The sequence below is a fragment of the Enterobacter cloacae complex sp. FDA-CDC-AR_0132 genome, assembly GCF_003010695.1.
GTDB classification, from domain to species: Bacteria; Pseudomonadota; Gammaproteobacteria; order Enterobacterales; family Enterobacteriaceae; genus Enterobacter; species Enterobacter ludwigii.
Genome location: NZ_CP027618.1, coordinates 254,281 through 277,365, shown reverse-complemented (window position 1 = coordinate 277,365; position 23,085 = coordinate 254,281). Strand labels below are relative to the sequence as shown.

Below are 23,085 nucleotides of genomic sequence, written 5' to 3'. Positions count from 1 at the left end.
GGAAATCAGGGATGAAAATTTATCGCCCGCTTTGGGAGGATGGGGCAGCTCTTGCCCCACAACAGTTCCAGCAGCAGGCACGCTGGAGTGAGCATGTTGCCGACATGGTCGCCCGAATGGGAATTTCGCATCCCTGGGGTGTGGTTGCGGCTGAATTTGATGATGCCGCACTGGTGCTCTCGCGCCTGAATGCCACCCGTCTGGTGGTTCGTTTTCAGGATGGCACGATTGTTGATACGGGCCTGGCGGATAATGTTCCGCCGGTCTGTGATTTATCCGCCGCAAACGGTTCTGAGGCTGTTGACGTGGTTGTCGCACTGCCCCTGCTGAGCGCCAGGGGCGGCAACCTCGATAACGGGCAGGACAGTGAACGCCCGCGTCGCTGGAAAGCCGAACGTATAGTGGTGCAGGAACTGGCTGGCCATGAAAGCGGAGAAATCGCCATTCTGCGTAATGCGCTCACCCTGCGTCTGTCCAGTCAGGAAAACACGGCCTGGCTGACCTGCCCGGTGGCACGTCTGGTGCGTAATGCGCAGGGACAGTGGAGCAGGGACCCGGCTTTCATCCCGCCGATGCTTTCCGTTTCTGCAAGCCCACTGCTGACCACCGAACTGGGCGACCTGGTGGTCCGGCTGCAGGCCCGCCGCCGACGTCTGATGGCGATGCGTCGTGAGAGCAATGAGCGGATGGCCGACTTTGCGGTTGCGGATGTCTCCCTGTTCTGGCTGCTTAATGCCCTGAACAGCGCCGAGCCGGTGCTGACGGAACTCCTGCAGACACCTGCACGGCACCCGGAACTGCTGTATCGCGAACTGACCCGTCTGGCCGGCAGCCTGCTGACCTTCTCACTGGAGCACGATGCCGGAGACATTCCTGCTTATCAGCACGATACACCGGAACGGGTATTCCCACCGTTGTTGGCACTGCTCGATAAGCTGCTGGAAGCGAGCCTGCCGTCGAGAGTAGTGAGTATCCACCTCGAACATCAGGACCAGATCTGGAAGGGTGTCCTGCACGAGGCGCGTCTGCGCGAAGGGGCGGACTTCTATCTCTCCGTACGCTCCACCATGCCGAACCATGAACTTCAGACGAAGTTCCCGCAGTTGTGTAAAGCGGGCAGCTTTGATGATGTTTCGGATGTAGTGAATGTGGCCCTGAGCGGGATGATTATCAAGCCTCTGACGCATGTTCCGGCCGCTATCCCGTTACGTCTTCAGAACCAGTATTTCTCTCTTGATCTCAATACTCAGGCGGCAAGAGCGATGCTTGAAATGGGCAACTGCACCTTCTATACCCCGCGTTCGCTGGGGGATGTGAACCTTGAACTCTTTGCGGTGCTGCGCACATGAACAAATCCGAACTCAGCCAGTTAGAACGTATCTTCTACCCTGGCTGGCTGATGGCCAGCCAGCTACGCGGTGGGCAGGAAGTCCGTGATGGAGAAGGGCTCTATCGCCGGGCCAGCCGTCTGGTGCAGGAGGCGAAGATTGCGCTCACGGAGGCAGGCTACAGCAATATCAGCCGCGACCATATGGTGTATGCCCTGTGTGCACTGCTTGATGAGAGCGTGATGAACAGGGGAACCACCGATGATGGATACCTGACCTGGCGGCGTGATCCGTTGCAGGCACATTTTTTTGGCACCCTTAATGCCGGGGAGGAACTGTGGGAACGGATCCGGAAACTGCTGAAAGAAACCGCCCCTGATGCCGCCGTCCTGACCTGCATGTACCGGACCCTGCAGCTGGGATTCGTTGGTCAGTATCGCGCCCAGGACGACGAGCGTCGCGAGGATATTGTTCGCGCGCTCGCTGAACGGGTACCGGCCTTCACGTTGGCACAGGACGCCCCCATTGTTTCCCGCGCTTCACGCCTGCGCAGCGGCCGTCGGTGGTACTGGCTGTCCTGGATTGCGGCCACTGTTGCCCTGGCGGCTCTCTGGTTCTTCCTTTCGTCTTCGCTTGCCGAGCTGGTAAGCCAGACTGTCAGGCCGGGGTAAGCGATGCGGGATGTGTACCGAAGTCTGTTAACTGCCCTGGGTGCCGTGCTGGCGCTGTGGCTCATCCTGGGATTCTGGCCACTGTCCACGGGCAGCCGTGTGGCGCTCAGCCTGCTGGTTGTTCTGGTGTCCGGGGTAATGTTCTGGCGTCAGCATCAGGCTTCTCAGATCCGCGTCACCGCTGTCCGGGGGATTATGGATGAAAACCTGCCGCCGGAAGATTTTCAGGGGGCGGTGATCCTCGCCTGTGGTGATAACGTCCTGCTGTTTATGTCTGGATACCGTCACCGGGAAACCCGACAGGGCTGGTATTTATGGGTGAAGGATGCGGAACAACTGCCTCTCTTTGCACAGCACCTGAGTCTGGTTCGCCCGGCCCTGGTATCGCAAATCTCCGTCATGCTGGCGGTGGCACCCGAGCTACACACATCCGGTGATGATTTTACACAGTCGCTGCGGGGCTGGCAGCGTGCTGTCGTCCAGTGCCGTGCGGCATTCGGCACGATCCCTCTACTGTGGACCGTGACCTGGGTATCGCCACCAGCGGCCTGCATGGATGCAGAGTCCGTCTGGTTTACCTCCGTAAGTCAACGGAGCGGTATTCAGGTATATCAACCCGGTCAGGGAAATATGTCACTGACGGAATGGACCCGCGAGACCGAAACAGACGGACGACTTTCCCGTCTGAGCCAGAGCCTATGGCTGGACAGTCTGCTTGCCTGGCAGAGTTGTGCGGTCAATGACCTGCTGTCGGTACGACAGGGCGAGCTGCCGGTGATGACGCCCTGCGTGCAGGGCATATGTATGGCGCCGGTGAACGGTATCACGGGCAATCTCTGGCAACAGCACATCACCGCCGTGACGGCGCTGCCACCGGATACTGCCGTTACCCCAGAACCCCTGCCGCTGCCTGAATTACTGCTGGCGGCGTTACCGCGCCGACGTGGCGTCAGCCGCAGGATGGTGTTCTGGCGTTATGCCGGGCTGCTGGGGGGCATTTTCCTTGCGCTGGCTATGCTGGCGTCCTGGGTGAACAACCAGCGCTTGATCCGCAATGTCAGCGACCATCTTGCATTATACCAACATCTGACCGGCACACCGGCTGCGCCGAAATTGCGGGCGCAGCAGCGGTTGCGGGCTGATCGGGCATTGCTGGACGACTGGCAGCGCCGTGGGGAACCGCTGCGTTATCGCCTGGGTCTGTATCAGGGACTGCGGCTGGTTCCGCCTGTTGAGGCAGCCGTCAGCGACTGGGCACCTCCGCCACCGCCTCCACCGGTCATTAAGAAAATCATTCAGGGTCCGAAAACCATTCGACTCGACAGTATGTCGTTGTTTGATTCCGGTAAATCGGCACTGAAGGCCGGGTCAACCAAAATGCTGGTGCATTCTCTGGTCGGCGTTAAGGCGAAACCGGGCTGGCTGATTGTCGTGTCCGGACATACCGATAACACCGGCAATCCGCAACTGAACCAGACGCTGTCACTGAAACGTGCTGAAGCGGTGCGCAACTGGATGCGTGACACCGGCGATGTGCCGGAAAGCTGTTTTGCGGTGCAGGGCTATGGCGAAAGCCGTCCTGTCGCAACCAACGACACTGTGGAAGGGCGTGCGCTCAACCGTCGTGTCGAAATCAGTCTGGTACCGCAGGCCAATGCCTGTCAGATACCGGGCAAACATCCGGCGCCATCGCAGGATGATGGCGCATCACAATTAAATGGAGAGTAATTCCATGGCAATTCCTGTTTATCTTTGGCTGAAAGACGACGGCGGTGCGGACATTAAAGGGTCTGTAGACGTCCAGGATCGCGAAGGCAGCATCGAAGTGGTCGCTCAGGAACATAATCTGTACATCCCTACCGATAACAACACCGGCAAGCTGACTGGCACCCGTATCCACACGCCGTTTCTGTTCACCAAAGAAATCGATTCGTCCAGTCCCTACCTGTACAAGGCTGTGACCACCGGTCAGACCCTGAAATCTGCAGAATTCAAGTGGTACAAAATCAACGATGCGGGCCAGGAAGTGGAGTACTTCAACACCAGACTGGAAAACGTGAAAGTGGTGAAAGTAAATCCTGAAATGTATGACATCAAGGATCCTGCAAAAGAGAAGCACAACCACCTTGAGCGTATAGAACTGCGTTACGAAAAAATCACCTGGACCTACAAGGACGGCAACATCATTCATTCCGATTCCTGGAACGAACGCGCCACCGCGTAAGTCACGAAGCGGACAGGGCTTTTCTGTCCGCTTTTTTGCCGAGCGTCTGTCATTACGGGCGCTGAGCAAAGAACCCCACAATCTGCCTGCCCGACTGTATGCGCTTTGGTCCCCTGAACGGGAAGCAGCGAAGGGCGGTAGCGTGCCCGGAGCCATCAAGAGAGAGAAAAATGGAAAATCCAGCCATCCTGTTACGTCGTCTGAATCCGTACTGTGCCCGCGCGATGGAAGGGGCGGCTTCACTCTGCCAGACCCGTGCCCATGCAGAAATCCTGCCTGAGCACTGGCTGCTGAAATTGCTGGAGCAGGGGGAGGGAGACCTGACGGTACTGGCACGTCGCTACGAGTGGGATATGGACAGCATCTGGCAGGGTTTGCTCGGCTGGCTGGATAATCAACCGCGTTCGGTGCGCACCCGCCCGCAGTTATCCGCCGAGCTTCAGAAATTGATGCAGGAAGCCTGGATGCTGGCTTCGCTGGCAGGTGAAGAGCACATCCGTAGCATTCACCTTCTTATGGCGCTGACGGAAAATCAGCGACTTGCTCACTGTGACGGGCTGTGGCCTTTGCTGACGCTGGGCCAGAGTCAACTTGCACGCCTTCGTCCTTTGCTGGATGCGCAGTCAGACGAACGCCCAGAGGTGCAACACGAAGAGCAACTGGCACAAGAACATGGCGGTGAAGTGGAGTTTGTCGGCCGTCCGGTCGGTGCAGAACTGAGAGAAGGCGAACTCAGCCCGGCGCTGCAGAACGCACTGGATAAATTCACCCTCGATGTCACCGCCAAAGCTAAAGAGGGCAAGATTGATCCGGTGTTCGGGCGTGATACGGAAATCCGTCAGATGGTCGACATTCTCTCGCGCCGTCGTAAGAACAACCCGATTCTGGTCGGTGAGCCGGGCGTGGGAAAAACCGCGCTGGTGGAGGGGCTTGCATTACGCATCGCCGGGGACAACGTACCGGAAGCCCTCAAGCAGGTTGTTCTGCGCACGCTTGACCTCGGTCTGCTGCAGGCGGGCGCGGGCGTGAAAGGAGAATTTGAACAGCGTCTTAAAAATGTCATCGATGCTGTGCAGCAATCGCCAGTGCCGATTTTACTGTTTATCGATGAAGCTCACACCCTTATCGGTGCTGGTAACCAGGCGGGCGGGGCAGATGCGGCCAACCTGCTAAAACCTGCGCTGGCTCGCGGCGAACTCAGAACCATTGCTGCCACCACCTGGTCTGAATATAAACAATATTTTGAGCGCGATGCCGCGCTGGAGCGCCGCTTCCAGATGGTGAAAGTGGACGAACCGGACGACGATACCGCTTGCCTGATGCTACGTGGCCTGAAATCGCGCTATGCCGAACATCATAATGTGCATATCACTGATGACGCGGTCCGTGCCGCGGTCACGCTATCTCGTCGCTATCTAACCGGTCGTCAGCTGCCTGACAAGGCCATTGACCTGCTGGACACCGCCGCTGCCCGCGTGCGTATGAGCCTCGATACCGTACCCGAACAGTTGACCCGCATTCGCGCGCAGATGACCTCGCTTGAAATGGAGAAGCAGGCGCTGCTGGAAGATATCGCCGTCGGCAACAAGGGCCATGGTGGTCGACTGACCGCCATCGAGCGGGAAGAAAATACCCTTATCATTGCACTTGATGAACTTGAAACCCAGTACGGCCAGGAACTGAAACTCACCGAACAACTGCTGGAATGCCGTCAGGATATATCCCGCCAGAGTGAGGCCCATAAGCTGCAGCAAGCGCTGAATGGTATGCAACACGACAACCCGCTACTTTCCGTTGATGTGGATGTGCGTACCGTGGCCACCGTTATTGCCGACTGGACAGGCGTGCCGCTGTCTTCCTTGATGAAAGACGAGCAGACTGAACTGCTGAGTCTGGGAAACGAAATGGGCAAGCGCGTGGTCGGCCAGGATAGGGCGCTTGAAGCCATCGCCCATCGCCTGCGTGCCGCGAAAACCGGGCTTACGTCGGAGAACGGCCCTCAGGGGGTATTTCTGCTGGTTGGCCCGAGCGGTGTGGGGAAAACCGAAACAGCGCTGGCGCTAACCGATGTGCTGTACGGCGGCGAAAAGTCGCTGATTACCATCAACCTTTCTGAATACCAGGAGCCGCACACGGTTTCCCAGCTGAAGGGCTCGCCTCCGGGATATGTCGGTTATGGCCAGGGCGGCATTCTGACCGAAGCGGTGCGCAAGCGTCCGTACAGCGTGGTGCTGCTGGATGAAGTGGAAAAGGCGCACCGCGACGTCATGAACCTGTTCTATCAGGTCTTTGACCGCGGCTTTATGCGCGACGGAGAAGGGCGAGAAATCGACTTCCGTAATACCGTAATTCTGATGACCTCCAACCTCGGCAGCGACCACATCATGCAACTGCTGGACGAACAGCCGAAGGCCAGCGAAAGCGATCTACAGGAACTGCTGCGCCCGATTTTACGTGACCACTTCCAGCCGGCGCTGCTGGCCCGTTTCCAGACGGTGATTTACCGCCCGCTACATGAGGCTGCCATGCGCACCATCGTGGAAATGAAACTCTCGCAGGTGCGCAGGCGCCTGCATCGTCATTACGGCCTGACCACGCAGATTGATGAGAGCCTGTATGACGCGCTGACTGCCGCCTGTCTGCTGCCGGATACCGGCGCGCGTAACGTTGACAGTCTGCTCAATCAACAAATTCTGCCTGTGCTGAGTCAACAACTGCTGACTCACATGGCCGCGAAACAGAAACCAACGTCTCTGACGATGGGTTGGAGTGAGGAAGAGGGTATCGGGCTGGAGTTTGATGTGCGCTCTGGTTCTGTAATTGATGGGTAGTGATATGGAAAGCGCAAAAGAGGTTGCCAGAGATATGCTTGAGGCCATTAATATCGATGGATCCGGTTTTGTCGGCGCCGTGGCTAAAGGCGTTATTTCCTTACCCGTTAGCTTTGCCTATCTTGGCTATGATTTTATAGACACTGAACACCGCAGAGAGAATCAGGATGATAAATTTCGGTTAGCAAGGCTGATCAAAACTATCACTTTTGATAAAGAAACTGTTTATAACATTATCAAGCCATTTATCGATGATTTCATCTCCCGGGTTGATATATCTGCTGTCGGTCTTCAAATTACTGGCAGTAGTGTGGGGAAAGCACTTTTTTCACAATTGACCGGCGTGCAGCTAGGATATGTGATTTCGGATCGAGCAACAACGGCACTGTTTGCGGGGACCGTCATTGGATCATTACTTTCGATTGGTGCAGAAGCATCACGTGCTATTTATACGTCACGATATTTACGAGGCAGGAATCCTAAAATTTATTATAAATTAAAAGATATGGGGGATGTGGGCCTTTTATATTTTCTTGTTGAAGATACAGTAAAGCCATTTGAAATGGCATGCGCCATTGGTGAATGCAAATCAGAAGAGTTTAATGAGATTTGTAAATACTTTTTTGGTGACTTATGAATTTTAAAAGCACTATTATTTTTGTCATTTTTAAGGGTGTTTGTGCTGTTGGGGCAACTTTAGTCCTTGTGGGACTTATTATGTCTTGTTGGTTCTTTTTTGTATCAGAGCAAGAGAACAAATTCTGCTTTGGAGGGCTGGCTTTTGTTGTTACATGCGTTGGATATGTAATCTATCTATATGCATTCCCAAAAATTCATAAAAAATGGGAGGATCATTATTAGTTTTATTAGGCACCTGGTTTAAATTGAACGTTATGAACATAAAAGATTTCATACTTATCATTGTTTCACGGATCATTGCCAGCATCGGGATGACACCAGGAACTATCAGTATAGTTTACTCTGTATACTGCTACTTCTTTTCTGCCAATCCTTACCGCTTTATTCCAGTCGGGGAAGGTGTAGTGGTCTTTCTCATAAGCTATGGACTTTATAAACTCGCCCTGAAATATATTTATGTTGAGTGGGGGCATTATAGATAGTATTCATCATACAGTGGAGTTTGATTTTATTCAATATCATTCTGGCCCGGGACAGGAGCTATAGAAATGGAAGATATATTTAAAATGACAGAGGGTATCCTTAATCGCTATAAACTCGATATTCCTTCCTGTCCTTATCCATTAGATGTGGAACATTTTGATGGTTTAGAACAAATGAGTGCTCTTTATCATTATACTATTCGTTTTACCAGTTCACATCCGGACATTACGGCTGAAATGATGTTGAGTAAAACCGTTACGCTGAGCATGGGGGTGGGGGAACTATTTAATTCTATGGTCGGTAAAATTGTTCATGGTGTAGTGACAAATTTCCGACGTCTGACCGGTTCACGCGATCAGGTTACATATGAAATTATTCTGGAACCTTTTATATCCTTACTGGACAAGCAGTTTCGTACTCACCGTTTCTTCGTCAACAAATCAGTGCCGGAAGTGGTAGAGCAAATTCTTGGCGAGCATGGTTTGAAGGGGTGGGAGTATGAATTCAAGCTTAAACAAACTTACCCAAAACGGGAACAGATAAACCAGTACCAGGAAAGTGACCTGAAGTTTATCGAACGCCTGCTGGCCGAGGTGGGAATTTTCTACTTCTTCACTCTGCAGCCGGACACGCAAACTGAAGTGGTGCACTTTGCTGACAAGCAGAGCGCCTGGACGTTTGGCAAATCGCTACCTCTCAGCAGCCCGTCAGGGATGAATGATAATGCTGCCGAATCGGTGTGGGGCGTTAACGTTCAGCAGAACGTGGTGGAGCGTTCTGTCACGGCCAGTGACTATAACCACCTTGAAGCCCAGAACATCCTGACTTCAGTACCGGCTGACATGACCCGCGGCGACGGGGAGGGGAATACTTACGGTGATGTGTATCACTACCGGCCACGTCACCTTGAACGTGGCGATAAAATCACGCCGGCGGCAGAAACCGGTAACTTCTGGGCGCGCCTGGAGCATGAGCGCTTTCTGTCCACCCAGACCACGGTAACCGGCAGCAGCACCGACCACACCCTGGGGCCGGCGCAGGTGCTGACCATCACCGAAATGGCTATCCCACCAACACTGCCCCGCGAAACGGAGAACGGTGTTGTTATTATTCGCACTGGCTACACTGCCAGCCGTAAGAATGCCCTGAAGGTGGCATGGGTAGCGATGCCTTACTACGAGAACCGCTGCTGGCGTCCTGCCGCGAAAAAGCGCCCGGTGGTCAGCGGTACCCTGATGGCACGAGTGACCAGCGCCAAAGAGAACGATATCTACGCCTGGCAGGATGCATCGGGGATGTACCGCGTGAAATTTGATGCTGACCGCGACGACAAGCGTCAGGGCATGGAAAGTATGCCGGTACGTTTTGCCAAACCTTATGGCGGTGACAAATACGGCTTCCACTTCCCGCTGATACAGGGTACTGAAGTCGCCATTGCGTTCCATGAAGGCGATCCGGACCGTCCTTATATAGCGCACGCAATGCATGACTCCCGCCACGTTGACCACGTCACTGAAGCCAACAGTACGCGCAACGTTATCCGCACAGCTGGCCTGAACAAGCTGAGGATGGAGGACAAGCGCGGCGAAGAGCACGTTAAGCTCAGTACAGAATACGGAGGTAAGACCCAACTTAATTTAGGGCACAACGTTAACGCTTCCCGCGAACTTCGTGGCGAAGGCGCTGAGTTACGTACTGACCGACACGTTTCCATTCGCGGTGGTGGTGGTGTGTTTATTACGGCGGATAATCAACCAAAAGCACAGGGTGTAATGCTGGATATGAATGCGGCTGTCGCCCAGTTACAGAGTGCGCTACAGCTGGTCACCGCTCTGGCACAAAGTGCCGGAACTTCCGGGGCACTGGACGCGGATATCCCTTCGCAACAGCAGCTTGCCCTGACACTGAATCAACTTAAAGAAGCCGGATTATTATTGTCTGCGCCCGCGGGGATTGGGGTCACTACGCCTAAAAATATTCAACTTACCGCAGGCCACACCCTTACGGCCACCGCAGGTGAAAATACGGATATGACGATTTTCAAACGGCTGACCGTTGCGGCGGGTGAAGCAATCAGCTTATTTGCCCAGAAAATGGGCATGAAGATCATTGCTGCAGGGGGCAAAGTAGATATTCAGGCACAGTCTGATGCTATGAGACTTCAGGCCGATCAGCAGATGGCCATTAATAGTGTTAACGGTGAAATTGTATTGAATGCGGCAGAAGGAATTATCCTGACCAGTAAAGGCGGTGCTTATATCAAAATCAAAGATGGATCTGTGGAAATTGGAGCGCCCGGAAAAATCGATCTGAAAAGTACAAATATTCTGTGGGGTGGTGGGGCCTCTCTTGAACAGGCGCTGAAGCCTGCAACAGTAAAAGATCCGCAGTATCAATTCCCTGTAAGCGGTGGGTTTCAGGTTGTGGACAAGGTCACTCAAAAACCTAAACCTTGGGTGGCATATCGAATAGAAACGCCTGAGGGCAAAATTGTTTGTGGCAGGACTGACGAAAATGGCTATACGCAAAAACACTATGGTATTGACCCACAGAATATTAAGCTATTTTTTGAATAAATAAGGTGGCCAGAGTATGGATACTAAAGCGAATGCTGAATGTCAGCTAAGTAAATCTGAAAATAACATTACTCAAGTCTGTCATGAATCAGGCGTGCTCTATTTCCGTCCTGAAACTGAAGAAATTATTGTTGTCCCTGCACAGGATGCGGGCGATTTTGAAACTCACTGTCTGGAGATGATGGGGCATGTTGATGAATTTCATCAGGCAAACCATGCTTATTCTTCCGCAGTAGAGAAATATGGGCTGCAAAGACAGCAAGCTGGTATAGATATTGACTCCCTCATTGCGGAGGTTGTTGCCGCAGAAACTACGCTGGAAAAAAAGCGGGAAGCGTTGTTGGAAAAACTCGCAGAGGGAGAAACAAGTAATATGGGATATCAGGATGTGGTGGAACTGCTCCCGTTACTCGATACCCGCGGAAGGGAACCAGGTAATCAGCGACTGGGGCGGCGTTATGCTTATGCCCGCCAAAGCTATTATTCTGAACGTTCCGGCGGGCGTTCTCAGGCCGGGGCTAAAAAGAAGTGGCGTACTGTCTCGCTGAAGAATAAGGACACAGCAACCGGAAAAGAGAGTATCTATACTGTTGACGGTCACGGCCGCCGAAAGATTGATACCAAAAAGCTGAAAGAGCAGTTGACCAAAGAGATATTGCCTACGATAAAACTTGAACTTAAAGATTACGTCGATCTGAATGACTATAATGTGGATGAAACACTGTTTGACTGGGCGGATAGCTGGAATAAAAGTCTGGCGGGGAGTCATGCCTTTGATAATGGCGTAGATGTGTCGGGGGCTGCTCAGTTCATGCGTTTTGTTTCTAATATCGGTGCCGAGGCAGAATTTAACCCTAATGAAGGGAGCGTCAAAATTAAGGGTGAAGCAAAAGGGACTTTAACTGTTGCATCAGGTATTGGTTGTGCAGAATTTTTTATTCCTGACCGACTGGGCTGGGAGCTGAAATATACGCCTGAAAAAGAGGCTGACAGCAACACTGCTACACAGACTCCGACAAGTTTTAACATGGGGGTGGTGCGAATATATATTGAAAATCAGCTCATTGGTTTTGTTGGTGCGTCAGCCCAGGTCGAGGCCCAACTTCAGGTCATGGTAAAGGATAACGAGCAACAGATTGTTACTGGTCAGCCACGGGGACGACTACCGCGCTTTCAGGAACGTCAGTCAGGCCGCAGCAGTCAGTTTTACCAGCAGATGAAAGAAGAAGATGAAGGGGCTTCAATTACTGCTAATGCCTTTGCTGGTGCGAGTGCGGAGTATTCGCTAAAGGGCGCCGTTCAATGGCTAAAGCCCACGCCTGCGCCATCTGCGGATAGTACGGCTATCACCAAAACGGTAGGGGAATTTACCGATTTTGCTGCTATTGGTGCCAGCATTGGGGGTCTGGCGGGGATTGGTGCAGGAGCTAAATTCTTGTGTACCTTTATTAATGGTAAATTCTGCTTTAAGGTTGCTGCCAGCTTGTGCTGCGGAGTCGGAGCAAAAGGGGCGTTTCTTTGTGAAGTGGGGGGGAAAGCCTTGCTGGAGTTTGGAAGCTGGCTGGCCTATCAGCTATTTGCCCTGGACTATCGCTTTTTAGACCTGGTATTTGAGGACGCTTTTAAAACTTTTACCCGAATATGTGTGATGCAACTGGCTGATTTAAAAAAAGATATATATCAAGTATATAATGAATTAATGTCTGACGCTGGTGACGTTGCAGTTGAATTTAAAATTTTCATGTTAAATTTAATTGATGATAATAAAATAAATATTGAGGCTTCTAAAAAACGTAATCAGTTAGCCGCAAATATTATTGCTAAACCGGAGCGGCTATTAACCTATACCCCGGAGGCCAAGGGGATTTTACTCTATCTGTTGACCCGCCATGGAAAGTGGGATCATGTCGATCCAGAAAACCGCAGCAGCTTGCTGTTGGATATCTATCCTGAACGGAAAGAGGCAATTATTCAGGTACTCTGTAGCATCCAGACCCGGCGTGAGTGGGTTAAGGTGATGTGCCATCGTAGTAAAGATGGTTCTGATCTGGCGCAGATTGGCGATAAGCAATTGGTGGTAAAAGAGCAGGAACAACAGTTACTTGAATTTCTTCGGGAAGGCTTTAATCGTGACCAGGATATGAAACGTAGGGCCGCTGAACTTGCGGCACAGGAGCTATCAGAAATCTACCTCCGTCTGAAAACCGGGCAGGAACTCTCCTGGGGCTATGCGCTGGCGATGAATAACACTCGCTGGTATAACCTGAACCGTGCGCCGAATCCCCACTTTCCGCAGCGCTGCGAGTTTGGTCCCAGTGAAGCGACGATGACGCGAATGGCTTAAGGAGATAATTATGAACAAATATGGAATTTGGCTATTAGCTCCGCTAATGTTGGGCGCCTGCGATAATAATGTAACTACAAAACCAGTTGTGGGCTCCGGGCAGAACCAGCAGCACAGCGCGGAATTACAGAGCCTGATTCGTCAGGTAAAAGCAAATCTGGTGTTTGTGGAAGGCGGTAATTTTCTGATGGGCGACTTCGGAGCAAAATACGGCCCAGAAAAGATTCAACTCGACGCCCAAAAGGACAGTAAACCACTGCATAAGGTGACGCTGAGCAACTATTCCATCAGTAAATTTAAAACCACCAATCAGGAATATCAGCTTTACCTGAAACTAAATAAACTGTATTTAAGAGAAAATAATAATCCATTAATGCAAAAGCGAATGGATGCGTTAAATAAGTTGCCTGATACGCCAGCGCATATGGACTGGTACGATGCGGAGAAATATTGTGCCTGGCTGGGTAAGGTGAGCGGTCTGCCGTTTGCCTTACCAACCGAAGCCCAGTGGGAGTATGCGGCTCGCAACCGGGGGCAGTTCATTATTGCTGGAACCAATAGCGGTGTACTGGAGATGGATGGGATCCAGCGTGGAATTAATATTTCTGGCTCACTGGATCGTAAGGAGTTTGCCCGGAAGATGGGGCTTAGTACTGAAATAGATACAGCAATGCCAGTGGATCGTTATCCCCCCAACCCACTGGGGCTCTATGATATGGCAGGTAATGGGTATGACTGGATAAAGGACTGGTATGATCCAGATTATTATAAGAATTCCCCGGTTGTTGATCCCCAGGGACCAGAAAAACCGGTATTTAAGCGTCGTGAGGGGATTTACGATGCAGAAGAAAAATATCAGAAGGTGCTGCGTGGTGCGGGAACTTCAGGTCCCTTTAACGGCTTGACGGTCGCCCGTTTTAAGCGCAGCCAGGATACAAAAGTTACCTTTATAACGACGGTTCGCTGTGTCGTTAACAGTCCACAGCCAGTGAAGTAACGGGGGAGTCTATTATGATAGCTCGAATGGCTTTTTTGCTACTGACTCCGCTACTGTTGAGCGCCTGCGATAATGATGCGTCCACAAAACCTGCGTTGGACTCGGGGCAAAATCAGCAGCACAGTGCGGAATTACAGAGCCTGATTCACCAGGTAAAAGCGAATCTGGCGTTTGTGGAAGGCGGTAATTTTCTGATGGGCGACTTCGGGGCAAAATACGGCCCAGAAAAGATTCAACTTGACGCCCAAAAGGACAGTAAACCACTGCATAAGGTGACGCTGAGCAACTATTCCATCAGCAAATTTAAAACCACCAATCAGGAATATCAGCTTTATCTGAACCTGAATGGGTTACAGCTAAAACAAGAGGATAACCCCTTACTTCAGGAGTGGGCAGATGCGTTAAATAAGCTGCCTGATACGCCAGCGCATATGGACTGGTACGATGCGGAGAAATATTGTGCCTGGCTGGGTAAGGTGAGCGGTCTGCCGTTTGCCTTACCAACCGAGGCCCAGTGGGAGTATGCGGCTCGCAACCGGGGGCAGTTCATTATTGCTGGAACCAATAGCGGTGTACTGGAGATGGATGGGATCCAGCGTGGGATTAATATTTCCGGCTCTCTGGATCGTAAGGAGTTTGCCCGGAAGATGGGGCTTAGTACTGAAATAGATACAGCAATGCCAGTGGATCGTTATCCCCCCAACCCACTGGGGCTCTATGATATGGCAGGTAATGGGTATGACTGGATAAAGGACTGGTATGATCCAGATTATTATAAGAATTCCCCGGTTGTTGACCCCCAGGGACCAGAAAAACCGGTATTTAAGCGTCGTGAGGGGATTTACGATGCAGAAGAAAAATATCAGAAGGTGCTGCGTGGTGCGGGAACTTCAGGTCCCTTTAACGGCTTGACGGTCGCCCGTTTTAAGCGCAGCCAGGATACAAAAGTTACCTTTATAACGACGGTTCGCTGTGTCGTTAACAGTCCACAGCCAGTGAAGTAACGGGGGAGTCTATTATGATAGCTCGAATGGCTTTTTTGCTACTGACTCCGCTACTGTTGAGCGCCTGCGATAATGATGCGTTCACAAAACCCGCGTTGGACTCGGGGCAAAACCAGCAGCACAGCGCGGAATTACAGAGCCTGATTCACCAGGTAGTTGATGAGGGCTTCGGGGCAATATATAGCCCGGAAAAAGATTCAGCTCGACACCCAAAAGGATAGTAAGCAGCATAATATAACACTCACCCGCTAATTCATCAGTAAATTTGAAACCATCCATCAGCAATACCATTTTTATTTAAAACTTAATTATCGGTCACTAAAAAAACCAACAATGCACTGATACAAAAGTGAATAAATGCATTAAATAATCTGCCTTATACGCCTGCGTATATGGATTGGAATGATGCGAATAAATATTGTACCCAGCTGGGCAAGTTCATTGGTCTACCGTGAATTGTTTCGACGAAGCCCAGAAGACATATGCGGCCCGTAGTCGGGGTAGACATTTATTAGTGGAGACAATAATGGTGTGCTTGAGATAAATAGCATTAATCGCGTTATTAATACTTTCTGAGTATTCGATCGCGATGATAGTGTAAAAATAGATAGAATTGACTACTGGAACTATGACAGCGTGCCTGTAATAGGCATCCACTCATCCCCTCTGGTATTTACGATATGACAGGTAATTTTTGGAGTGAACGAATGATTAGTTCGATCCTGACTAATACCAACACTCCTATTTCCAAAGAACCCTAAGGGGCGGGGAAATCATAAATTTTACGAAGGGAAATTATACGATTGTCATACGTGGTGCAGATTTATGGGGGGAGGCTTAATGGTCGCCAGATACATCAGTAAACCAGATGCTGAAATGACTGGTGATAAAACGGTTTGCTTCGTAGTTCATAGCCAAAAAATAGATGGAAGTCAATTATGACAGGAGTATGCATTTTTTAGTAACTGTTTTATGAATGTTAAATCGTTAATTCCAATTTTTTATGTTTTTATATAAGGAAAGGATTTTCTATGAATGTAATAGCGCGTATCATTAATGGTTTTTGTTCTGTAATCGGTGTTTTTCTTGGTTTGCTGGGATTTTTACTCAGTGGTGTGATGGCATCATTTGTTCCCGAGGTGGCGGCATTTACCGCACTCACAACACTTCTTCCTTTTATTATTATATTATTGTCTGTGATAGGTCTTTATGGTGTTATCAAAAACAACATAAAAATACAAATTGCATTTGATATTTGCTTGTTGCCTGCATGGTATATCGGAACGGTTATTGGAGGGTTATGCCTGTTAATTTTTTATATTTCCAATAAAAACAGTATGCTACAAAATAGCGAAGCGTAACTGGCGGCAATCCGGATTGATTTTAAATTGAATCACTATCTCATCAGGAGGTAGTGACTCTCATTTCAGTTCCGACCATCATTGTTAATGATTAAAATCGATTCTTTTTGGTAATAAATAAATGTTGTAGACGAGGATGGATTATGCAAGGAGTTATTCGAATTGGTGATGCCATATCAAGTGGTGGGAAAGTCTTGCAAGGCAGCAGTAGCGTTAAATTTCAGGGAAAAGAGGTATCCTGTTTTGGCGATAAAGTATCATGTTCCGCTCACGGCATAACGACGATTGCGGAAGGTGATGAGGGTTCAAAAATCAATGGTAAACCGATTGCACTTCACGGACATCTCTGCGGTTGTGGTTGCTCACTGATTTGCTCTCTCCCCAATGCCGGAAGGCGTTAGCTATGCCCATTGAATTAAAAAAAATACCAGAGAAAATACCGCTTCCTGAACCACCTTCAGCATTCCGGTGGTTTATTACTATTGTGCTGATATCCGTACTGGGGGGAATACTGGCGCTTTATTTATGGCCGGAGAAAATGTCTACGCATTCCGCATGGTTCTGGTTTTGCATTTTTGTCATACCGCTGTCTACTGGATTGGCCTGTTATGCCTTTCGGCTACGCGTTTATGAAAATGAACGTGATCGCGTGAACTACTGGAATCATCTTCATCAGGAGCAGCATGATATACAAGTGAAGAGAGGACGGCGTCCGGCAGGCCTACTGGGGAAAGCGTATATCACTCCGATTGCCTGTAATAAACTTGCTTCCGCCCTCATAAATCATGGTAGTCAGTTACAATCAACCTATTTTGCCCATTTTCAGCAGGCCTTCACTACGGCCCGACTTGAGCCTTCCACTTCGCACTTCCTAAAGGAAGGCTACAGTACAAGGTTAACCGGATATATCACCCAGCTTCTTCGCATGCTGGAGCCGGATTTGTCGGTGCTACCCGCAGACAGATTGTCTGTTCGTCTCCGTCACGACGGGTCTCTGGATAATATGCAAATCACACAGATTTGGCAGGCGATATTTCCGGCGACATATCACATGGATTCAATTGTGGTAGAGCAAGAAGGCGATGGCATTATGTGGCTAGATGCTTTGCTTGACCAGCATGAAAAGGTGCTGATGCTTTCTGTTGAAATAAATTTATTTGTTGATCCTGTGGATTATCAGTCTGAATCGGTATCGGCACTGTTGTTGGCCTCTCCGGCGTGGCTTGTTCAACATGATGTTAAACCTGAGGTCGTCATTCATCGTCCCGTCATCGCCACGGAGGATGTCAGTACCCTGGAAGATATGTTGCGTTGGGGAAAGCTGTCTGCGGAAGAAGCACATACGCTCTGGCGATGGCGGGTCGATAAAGGGGCTATGACGCGGTTAATTCAGCAGTCAGAAAGGCTTGGTTATTCTCCGGGTCAGATCGAAGGTTATATGCCAGATGATTTATTTGGTAACCCCGGAGCGTCATTGGGAAATATTGCATTGCTCTGTGCCTGTGAATACGCCATGACATCTGGTAAACCGCAGTGGGTAATAATGACCGATAAAACCACGCATCAGGCGATTGTGCGTCAGGAAGAGTGTTGAAGGAAAACAGCATGATAAAGAAAAAACGGATAAGCATCTGGCTCATTGTTGCAATTATTATTAGCGTGAGTGCTGGATTAATTTGGTTAAACAATCCGTTTGTACGCCTTGCCGGGCAAGAACAAAAAATGATGGCATCGCTTATCGTGACCGCTGTCTGTCTTGGGATTTTGCTATTTGATTCGCTGTTTGTGCGGTTATGGGACGGGCTGGTCTCTAAAAGTTTTATTCAGAGATTTAAATTCCTGAGAGGGATGAAACCAGAACAGCCAGAATATGAACATAATAACAACCTACATTCTAATGTAGTTAAAGAAATCCACCAGTCTCTTCGCACTATTTATAACTGCAACTGGGCCAGCAAAATCCGTGTTCTGATCATCACCGGCACTGCCAGCGAAGTGGAACAGCTCACTCCCGGCCTCACCAGCCAGCTCTGGCAGGAAGACCGTGGCACACTGTTGCTGTGGGGCGGTGACCTCAACACGCCAGCAGACAGTGCCTGGCTGACCGCACTGCGCAAACTGCGCCGCCGTCCGGTGGATGGCATGGTGTGGGTCACCTCGGCCTTTGACCAGCTGTCAGCACCTGGGCTGGAGCTGCCGCTGCCGGTACCGTCAGAAAGCACCATGGATTCCCTGTCTCACGCCATCAGCGCACGTATGGAAGCGCTTGGCTGGCAGATCCCGCTGTATGTCTGGTCCCTGCACCCGCGCGCCGGTAAGCCGGAAGGACGGGTTGTACAGGCAGCCGGCTGTCTGCTGCCTGCCGGTTGTCGTACCGAAGGGCTGGCAGAACAACTGTCCTCCCTGGCGCCGGAACTGACCTCACTGGGCCTGCAGCAGACCTGCGGTGAAGTGAAACATAACTTCTTACTGGCGCTTGCCGACCAGCTCATTCGTGAGCCACAGAGCGTGACCACACCGCTGTCGGTGATGCTCAATCCGTACCGACCGCTGCCGCTGGCCGGTGTGGTGTTCAGCCAGCCTTCTGCGGGGGCTGAGCGCGCAGTGGCGCATCACTGGGGCATGGATAATCGCTGGGAGGTTCTGCCGGAGTCAGTCCGGACTCTTCCTGCCGGACTGCGTCCGCGCAAGCCAGGCATTCCATGGCGTAAGCTGTTGGCATCTGCTGTCACCGTGGCAATGGTGGGCTGGGCGGCGTGGATGGGGACAGCGTACGTGACCAACCGCAGCCAGATTGACGGTGCGAATGCCCAGGCTGCACTTGCCGCACGACAAAACCAGCCTCTGGAACAGCGTCTGCACGCGCTGTCTGAGCTACAGAAAACGCTGGCCCGTCTGCAGTACCGGTCTGAACACGGCGTGCCGTGGTACGAGCAGGCTGGGCTGAGCCAGAATAACGCCCTGCTGGCAGCCCTCTGGCCACGTTATCAGGACAGCGCTCTGCCGCTGTTGCGGGATGCGGCTGCTGACCATTTGCAGATGCAGGTCAGTGCCTTTAATGCGTTGCCGCCGGGTAGCCCGCTGCGTGAACAGATGGCAAAAAGCACGTATGACCAGCTCAAACTCTACCTGATGCTGGCGCGTCCGGAGCATATGGATGCTGCCTGGTTCAGCTCTGCTTTGCTGAACGACTGGCCGAAGCGTAACGGTGTGAAAGACGGTGTCTGGCTGGGGATGGCTCCGTCTCTGTTGTCGTTCTGGGGCGCGCAGCTGGTCGCGCACCCGGAGTGGAAACTCCGTGCCGATGAAAACATGGTCAGCCAGGCCCGCTCCCTGCTGGTTCGCCTGATGGGAGTACGTAACAGCGAATCGGCTCTGTACCAGAAGATGCTCTCCGGGGTGGCACACCTGTATGTCGATATGCGCCTCGAAGACATGACCGGCGATACCGATGCATCCCGTCTGTTCAGCACTCATGAAGTCGTGCCGGGGATGTTTATCCGCCAGGCCTGGGAGCAGGCGGTGCAGCCTGCCATCGAGAAGGTCGTGAAGGCCCGCCGGGACGAACTCGACTGGGTGCTCACTGACGGCAGGCGTCAGGCGAAAACGCAGGACGAAACCTCCCCGGAAGCACTGAAAAAGCGCCTGACGGAGCGGTACTTTGCTGACTTTGGCGGAGCCTGGCTGGCATTTCTGAACAGCCTGCGCTGGAACCGGGCCACCACGCTGTCTGATTCAATTGACCAGCTCACCCTGATGGCCGATGTGCGTCAGTCACCTCTGGTTGCGCTGATGAACACCCTGAATGTGCAGGGGCGTACCGGGCAGACGGGCGAAGCCATTTCGGATTCCCTGGTGAAATCGGCCAAAAATCTGCTCGGCGGTGATAACAATGATGCCATTGACCAGAGTGCCGGCGTTCATGGTCCGCTGGATGCGACCTTTGGCCCGGTACTGGCGCTGATGGACAAGAACCGTTCAGGTGTACAGGAGCAAAGTCTGCAGTCCTTCCTGACCCGCGTGACGCAGGTGCGTCTGCGCCTGCAGCAGGTGACCAATGCCGCTGACCCGCAGGCAATGACCCAGACCATTGCCCAGACCGTATTCCAGGGCAAAGCCGTGGACCTCACCGAAACCCGTGACTACGGCAGCCTGATGGCCGCCGGTCTGGGTCAGGAATGGAGTGGCTTCGGTCGCACGGTGTTTGTAAACCCGATGGAGCAGGCCTGGCAGCAGGTGCTGACCCCGGCGGCCGACAGCCTCAATACCCAATGGCAGCAGGCGGTGGTGGCGGAGTGGAACAGTGCATTTGGGGGCCGTTATCCGTTTAATAACTCCAGCAGTGATGTTTCTCTGCCGCTGCTGGCTAAATATCTGAATGCCGATTCCGGGCGTATCGCCCAATTCCTGCAGACCCGTCTTAAGGGCGTGCTGCATAAAGAGGGCAACCACTGGGTACCGGACAGCATCAATTCGCAGGGGCTGGTGTTTAATCCAGCATTCCTCAATGCCATCAACACCCTGAGCCACATCTCGGATGTGGCCTTCACGGAAGGCAATGCTGGCATGAACTTTGAGCTTCGTCCGGGCACCGCTGATGGCGTGATGCAGACCGACATGATTATTGACAGCCAGAAACTGACCTACGTGAATCAAATGCCGGTGTGGAAGCGCTTCACGTGGCCTGCAGATACGGAAGCCCCCGGCGCGAACCTGAGCTGGATTAGTACTCAGGCCGGGACCCGTCAGTACGCGGATATACCGGGGCACTGGGGCCTAATCCGTCTGCTCGATGAAGCCAGCGTTAAAGCCTATCCGGGCGTGGGCAGCAGCTACAGCCTGAGCTGGAAAGCGCAGGATGGTCGCTCGCTCAATTACACTCTGCGTACCGAAGCGGGAGAAGGCCCGCTGGCACTGCTGAAGCTGCGTAATTTCCGTCTGCCGGAAACCATCTTCAGTACCACCGGTGTCGCATCGTCAGACCCGGTGGCAGACGTGTCCAGTGACGACGGAGAGGTGTACTGATGAGCACGCTAAATGCCTTACTCAGTACCTGTCAGGCAGAGCAGGCACCACTGCTTGCCGCTACCCGTGAGCATGTGGCGCAGTGGGATAATTGGCTGCTGCCGCTGACCGGATCATCCCCCGTAGGCGAAGACCCGGGTTATGACGATGATTTCCAGCAGATGCGCGAGGAGGTTAACAAACTTTCCGGTGCGGATACTGAGCTCATCTGCCGGCTTGCAGAGAAACTGCTGACCACGACTGCCAAAGATATCCGTGTTGCCACCTACTACTGCTGGGCAAAGCTGCACCGCGAGGGTGAACAGGGGCTGGCAGAAGGACTCGAACTGCTGGCCGGTATGCTGGAGCGCTTTGGTACACATTTGCACCCGCAGCGTGACCGCAGCCGTAAGGCGGCGCTGGAGTGGCTGGCGGGTTCGCGCATGACTGACTCTCTTTTCCTGTACCCGGAAGTAGTCAGGGAAGAGGCTGTGCGTACTACCGGGGCGTTGCTGCTGATAGCGCAGCTGACTGAAAATGAGCCGGATGAAACACGGCCGGAACTTAATGCGCTGTACGGTGCGCTGGAGAATCGTCTGCAGAAAGCCGGCGGTGTGGATGCCGTGGTACCGCAGAATGCCAGCGCAGGAGAAAACCCTCCTCCAGTGAGTCACAGCGATGTGCCGTCAATCGGGCGAATCACTTCAGGCCAGGATTTGCTGGCCCAGGCCCGCACACTCACTGAATACCTCCGAGAGCAGCCTGATGGCTGGCTGTCAGCACACCATCTGATGAAAAGCCTGCGCCATGATACCCTGCGGGCCATTCCTGCCCCGGATGCGCAGGGTCGTACCCGCATCGAACCACCAAGAGCGGACCAGCGAGCTCTGCTCAAACGCCTCTACTTGCAACAGAACTGGGCTGAGATGCTGGAAACAGCAGACAGCACGTTTTCCCGCGGTGCCAATCACCTGTGGCTGGATCTGCAATGGTATATCCATCAGGCGCTGACGAAGTCCGGCAAGGAGGCGCTGGCCGACATCATTGCCGCTGACCTGAAAGGACTGCTGGCCCGGTTATCCGGGCTCGAAACGCTTGCCTTCAGTGACGGTACCCCGTTTGCGGATGAAGTGACGCTGAACTGGATCCAGCAAAGCGTGCTGGATACCAGTGGCGGGTGGGGTAATGACACAGCTTTGGCACGGATGTCCGGCGGCAACGATGACATTTTGGCACTGGAGCCGGAAGCGATGGCCCTGGCGGACAATGAAGGCCCGGATATGGCGCTGGCCTGGCTACAGAACCGCCCTGGCGTCACCACTGCCCGACAGCAGTGGCTGTTGCGCCTGCTGATGGGGCGTATCGCGGAGCAGTACGGAAAAAATGAACTGGCGGTGCATCTGTTTGCTGAGCTGGGCGTGCGCGCTGGCGAGGTCACTCTCACTGAGTGGGAGCCAGAACTGCTGTTTGAAGTCCACGCCCGCCATCTGAAACTCCTGCGCCTGAAAGCCGGTCGCAGTGAGGCTGATAAGGCCCGACTAATACCCGTAATGGACCAGTTACTTGCCGGGCTGATCGCTGCCGATCCTGCCCGCGCCGCCGTACTTTGCGGTTAAATCCACA

Annotated in this window: 15 protein-coding genes; all 15 read left to right on the top strand. The window is 52.4% G+C overall.

Going from position 1 to position 23,085, the window contains the following annotated elements:
- The first annotated feature begins 11 nt into the window (after window positions 1-11).
- The 15 genes from tssK (at window position 12) to tssA (ending at window position 23,078) form a co-directional block, all read left to right on the top strand.
- On the top strand, window positions 12-1,349 hold the full coding sequence (tssK, locus tag AM379_RS01280; RefSeq protein WP_106503376.1) for a type VI secretion system baseplate subunit TssK: 1,338 nt from the start codon (window positions 12-14) through the stop codon (window positions 1,347-1,349).
- Window positions 1,346-1,999: a type VI secretion system protein TssL, short form gene (gene tssL, locus AM379_RS01275; RefSeq protein ID WP_032678639.1), complete on the top strand. Its 654-nt coding sequence runs from the start codon at window positions 1,346-1,348 to the stop codon at window positions 1,997-1,999. The genes tssK and tssL overlap by 4 nt, the downstream gene beginning before the upstream one ends.
- 3 nt (window positions 2,000-2,002) lie before the next feature.
- Window positions 2,003-3,727, top strand: a complete 1,725-nt coding sequence (locus AM379_RS01270; protein ID WP_181010275.1) for an OmpA family protein — start codon at window positions 2,003-2,005, stop codon at window positions 3,725-3,727.
- A 4-nt stretch (window positions 3,728-3,731) separates the two neighbouring features.
- Window positions 3,732-4,223, top strand: a complete 492-nt coding sequence (gene hcp, locus AM379_RS01265; protein ID WP_032678638.1) for a type VI secretion system effector Hcp — start codon at window positions 3,732-3,734, stop codon at window positions 4,221-4,223.
- A gap of 170 nt (window positions 4,224-4,393) precedes the next feature.
- Window positions 4,394-7,054 (top strand): type VI secretion system ATPase TssH, encoded by a 2,661-nt coding sequence (gene tssH, locus AM379_RS01260; protein ID WP_106503375.1) that lies wholly within the window; start codon window positions 4,394-4,396, stop codon window positions 7,052-7,054.
- A gap of 4 nt (window positions 7,055-7,058) precedes the next feature.
- Window positions 7,059-7,691, top strand: coding sequence for a hypothetical protein (locus AM379_RS01255; RefSeq protein WP_106504341.1), 633 nt, complete (start codon window positions 7,059-7,061; stop codon window positions 7,689-7,691).
- Between the two features lie 550 nt (window positions 7,692-8,241).
- Window positions 8,242-10,752, top strand: coding sequence for a type VI secretion system Vgr family protein (locus tag AM379_RS01250; RefSeq protein ID WP_106503374.1), 2,511 nt, complete (start codon window positions 8,242-8,244; stop codon window positions 10,750-10,752).
- Window positions 10,753-10,768: 16 nt separating this feature from the next.
- Entirely contained in the window at window positions 10,769-13,096 is a 2,328-nt protein-coding gene (locus tag AM379_RS01245) for a hypothetical protein (RefSeq protein WP_032678635.1), read from the top strand.
- Between the two features lie 10 nt (window positions 13,097-13,106).
- Window positions 13,107-14,093: a formylglycine-generating enzyme family protein gene (locus AM379_RS01240; protein WP_032678634.1), complete on the top strand. Its 987-nt coding sequence runs from the start codon at window positions 13,107-13,109 to the stop codon at window positions 14,091-14,093.
- 14 nt (window positions 14,094-14,107) lie between these two features.
- On the top strand, window positions 14,108-15,097 hold the full coding sequence (locus AM379_RS01235) for a formylglycine-generating enzyme family protein (protein WP_106503373.1): 990 nt from the start codon (window positions 14,108-14,110) through the stop codon (window positions 15,095-15,097).
- A gap of 1,031 nt (window positions 15,098-16,128) precedes the next feature.
- Window positions 16,129-16,458: a hypothetical protein gene (locus tag AM379_RS01225; protein WP_032678632.1), complete on the top strand. Its 330-nt coding sequence runs from the start codon at window positions 16,129-16,131 to the stop codon at window positions 16,456-16,458.
- A gap of 143 nt (window positions 16,459-16,601) precedes the next feature.
- On the top strand, window positions 16,602-16,859 hold the full coding sequence (locus AM379_RS01220) for a PAAR domain-containing protein (protein ID WP_072031452.1): 258 nt from the start codon (window positions 16,602-16,604) through the stop codon (window positions 16,857-16,859).
- A 2-nt stretch (window positions 16,860-16,861) separates the two neighbouring features.
- Window positions 16,862-18,052, top strand: coding sequence for a hypothetical protein (locus tag AM379_RS01215; protein ID WP_106503372.1), 1,191 nt, complete (start codon window positions 16,862-16,864; stop codon window positions 18,050-18,052).
- Between the two features lie 11 nt (window positions 18,053-18,063).
- Entirely contained in the window at window positions 18,064-21,483 is a 3,420-nt protein-coding gene (locus AM379_RS01210) for an ImcF-related family protein (RefSeq protein WP_106503371.1), read from the top strand.
- Window positions 21,483-23,078: a type VI secretion system protein TssA gene (gene tssA, locus AM379_RS01205; RefSeq protein ID WP_032678629.1), complete on the top strand. Its 1,596-nt coding sequence runs from the start codon at window positions 21,483-21,485 to the stop codon at window positions 23,076-23,078. The genes AM379_RS01210 and tssA overlap by 1 nt, the downstream gene beginning before the upstream one ends.
- The last annotated feature ends 7 nt before the right edge of the window (window positions 23,079-23,085 follow it).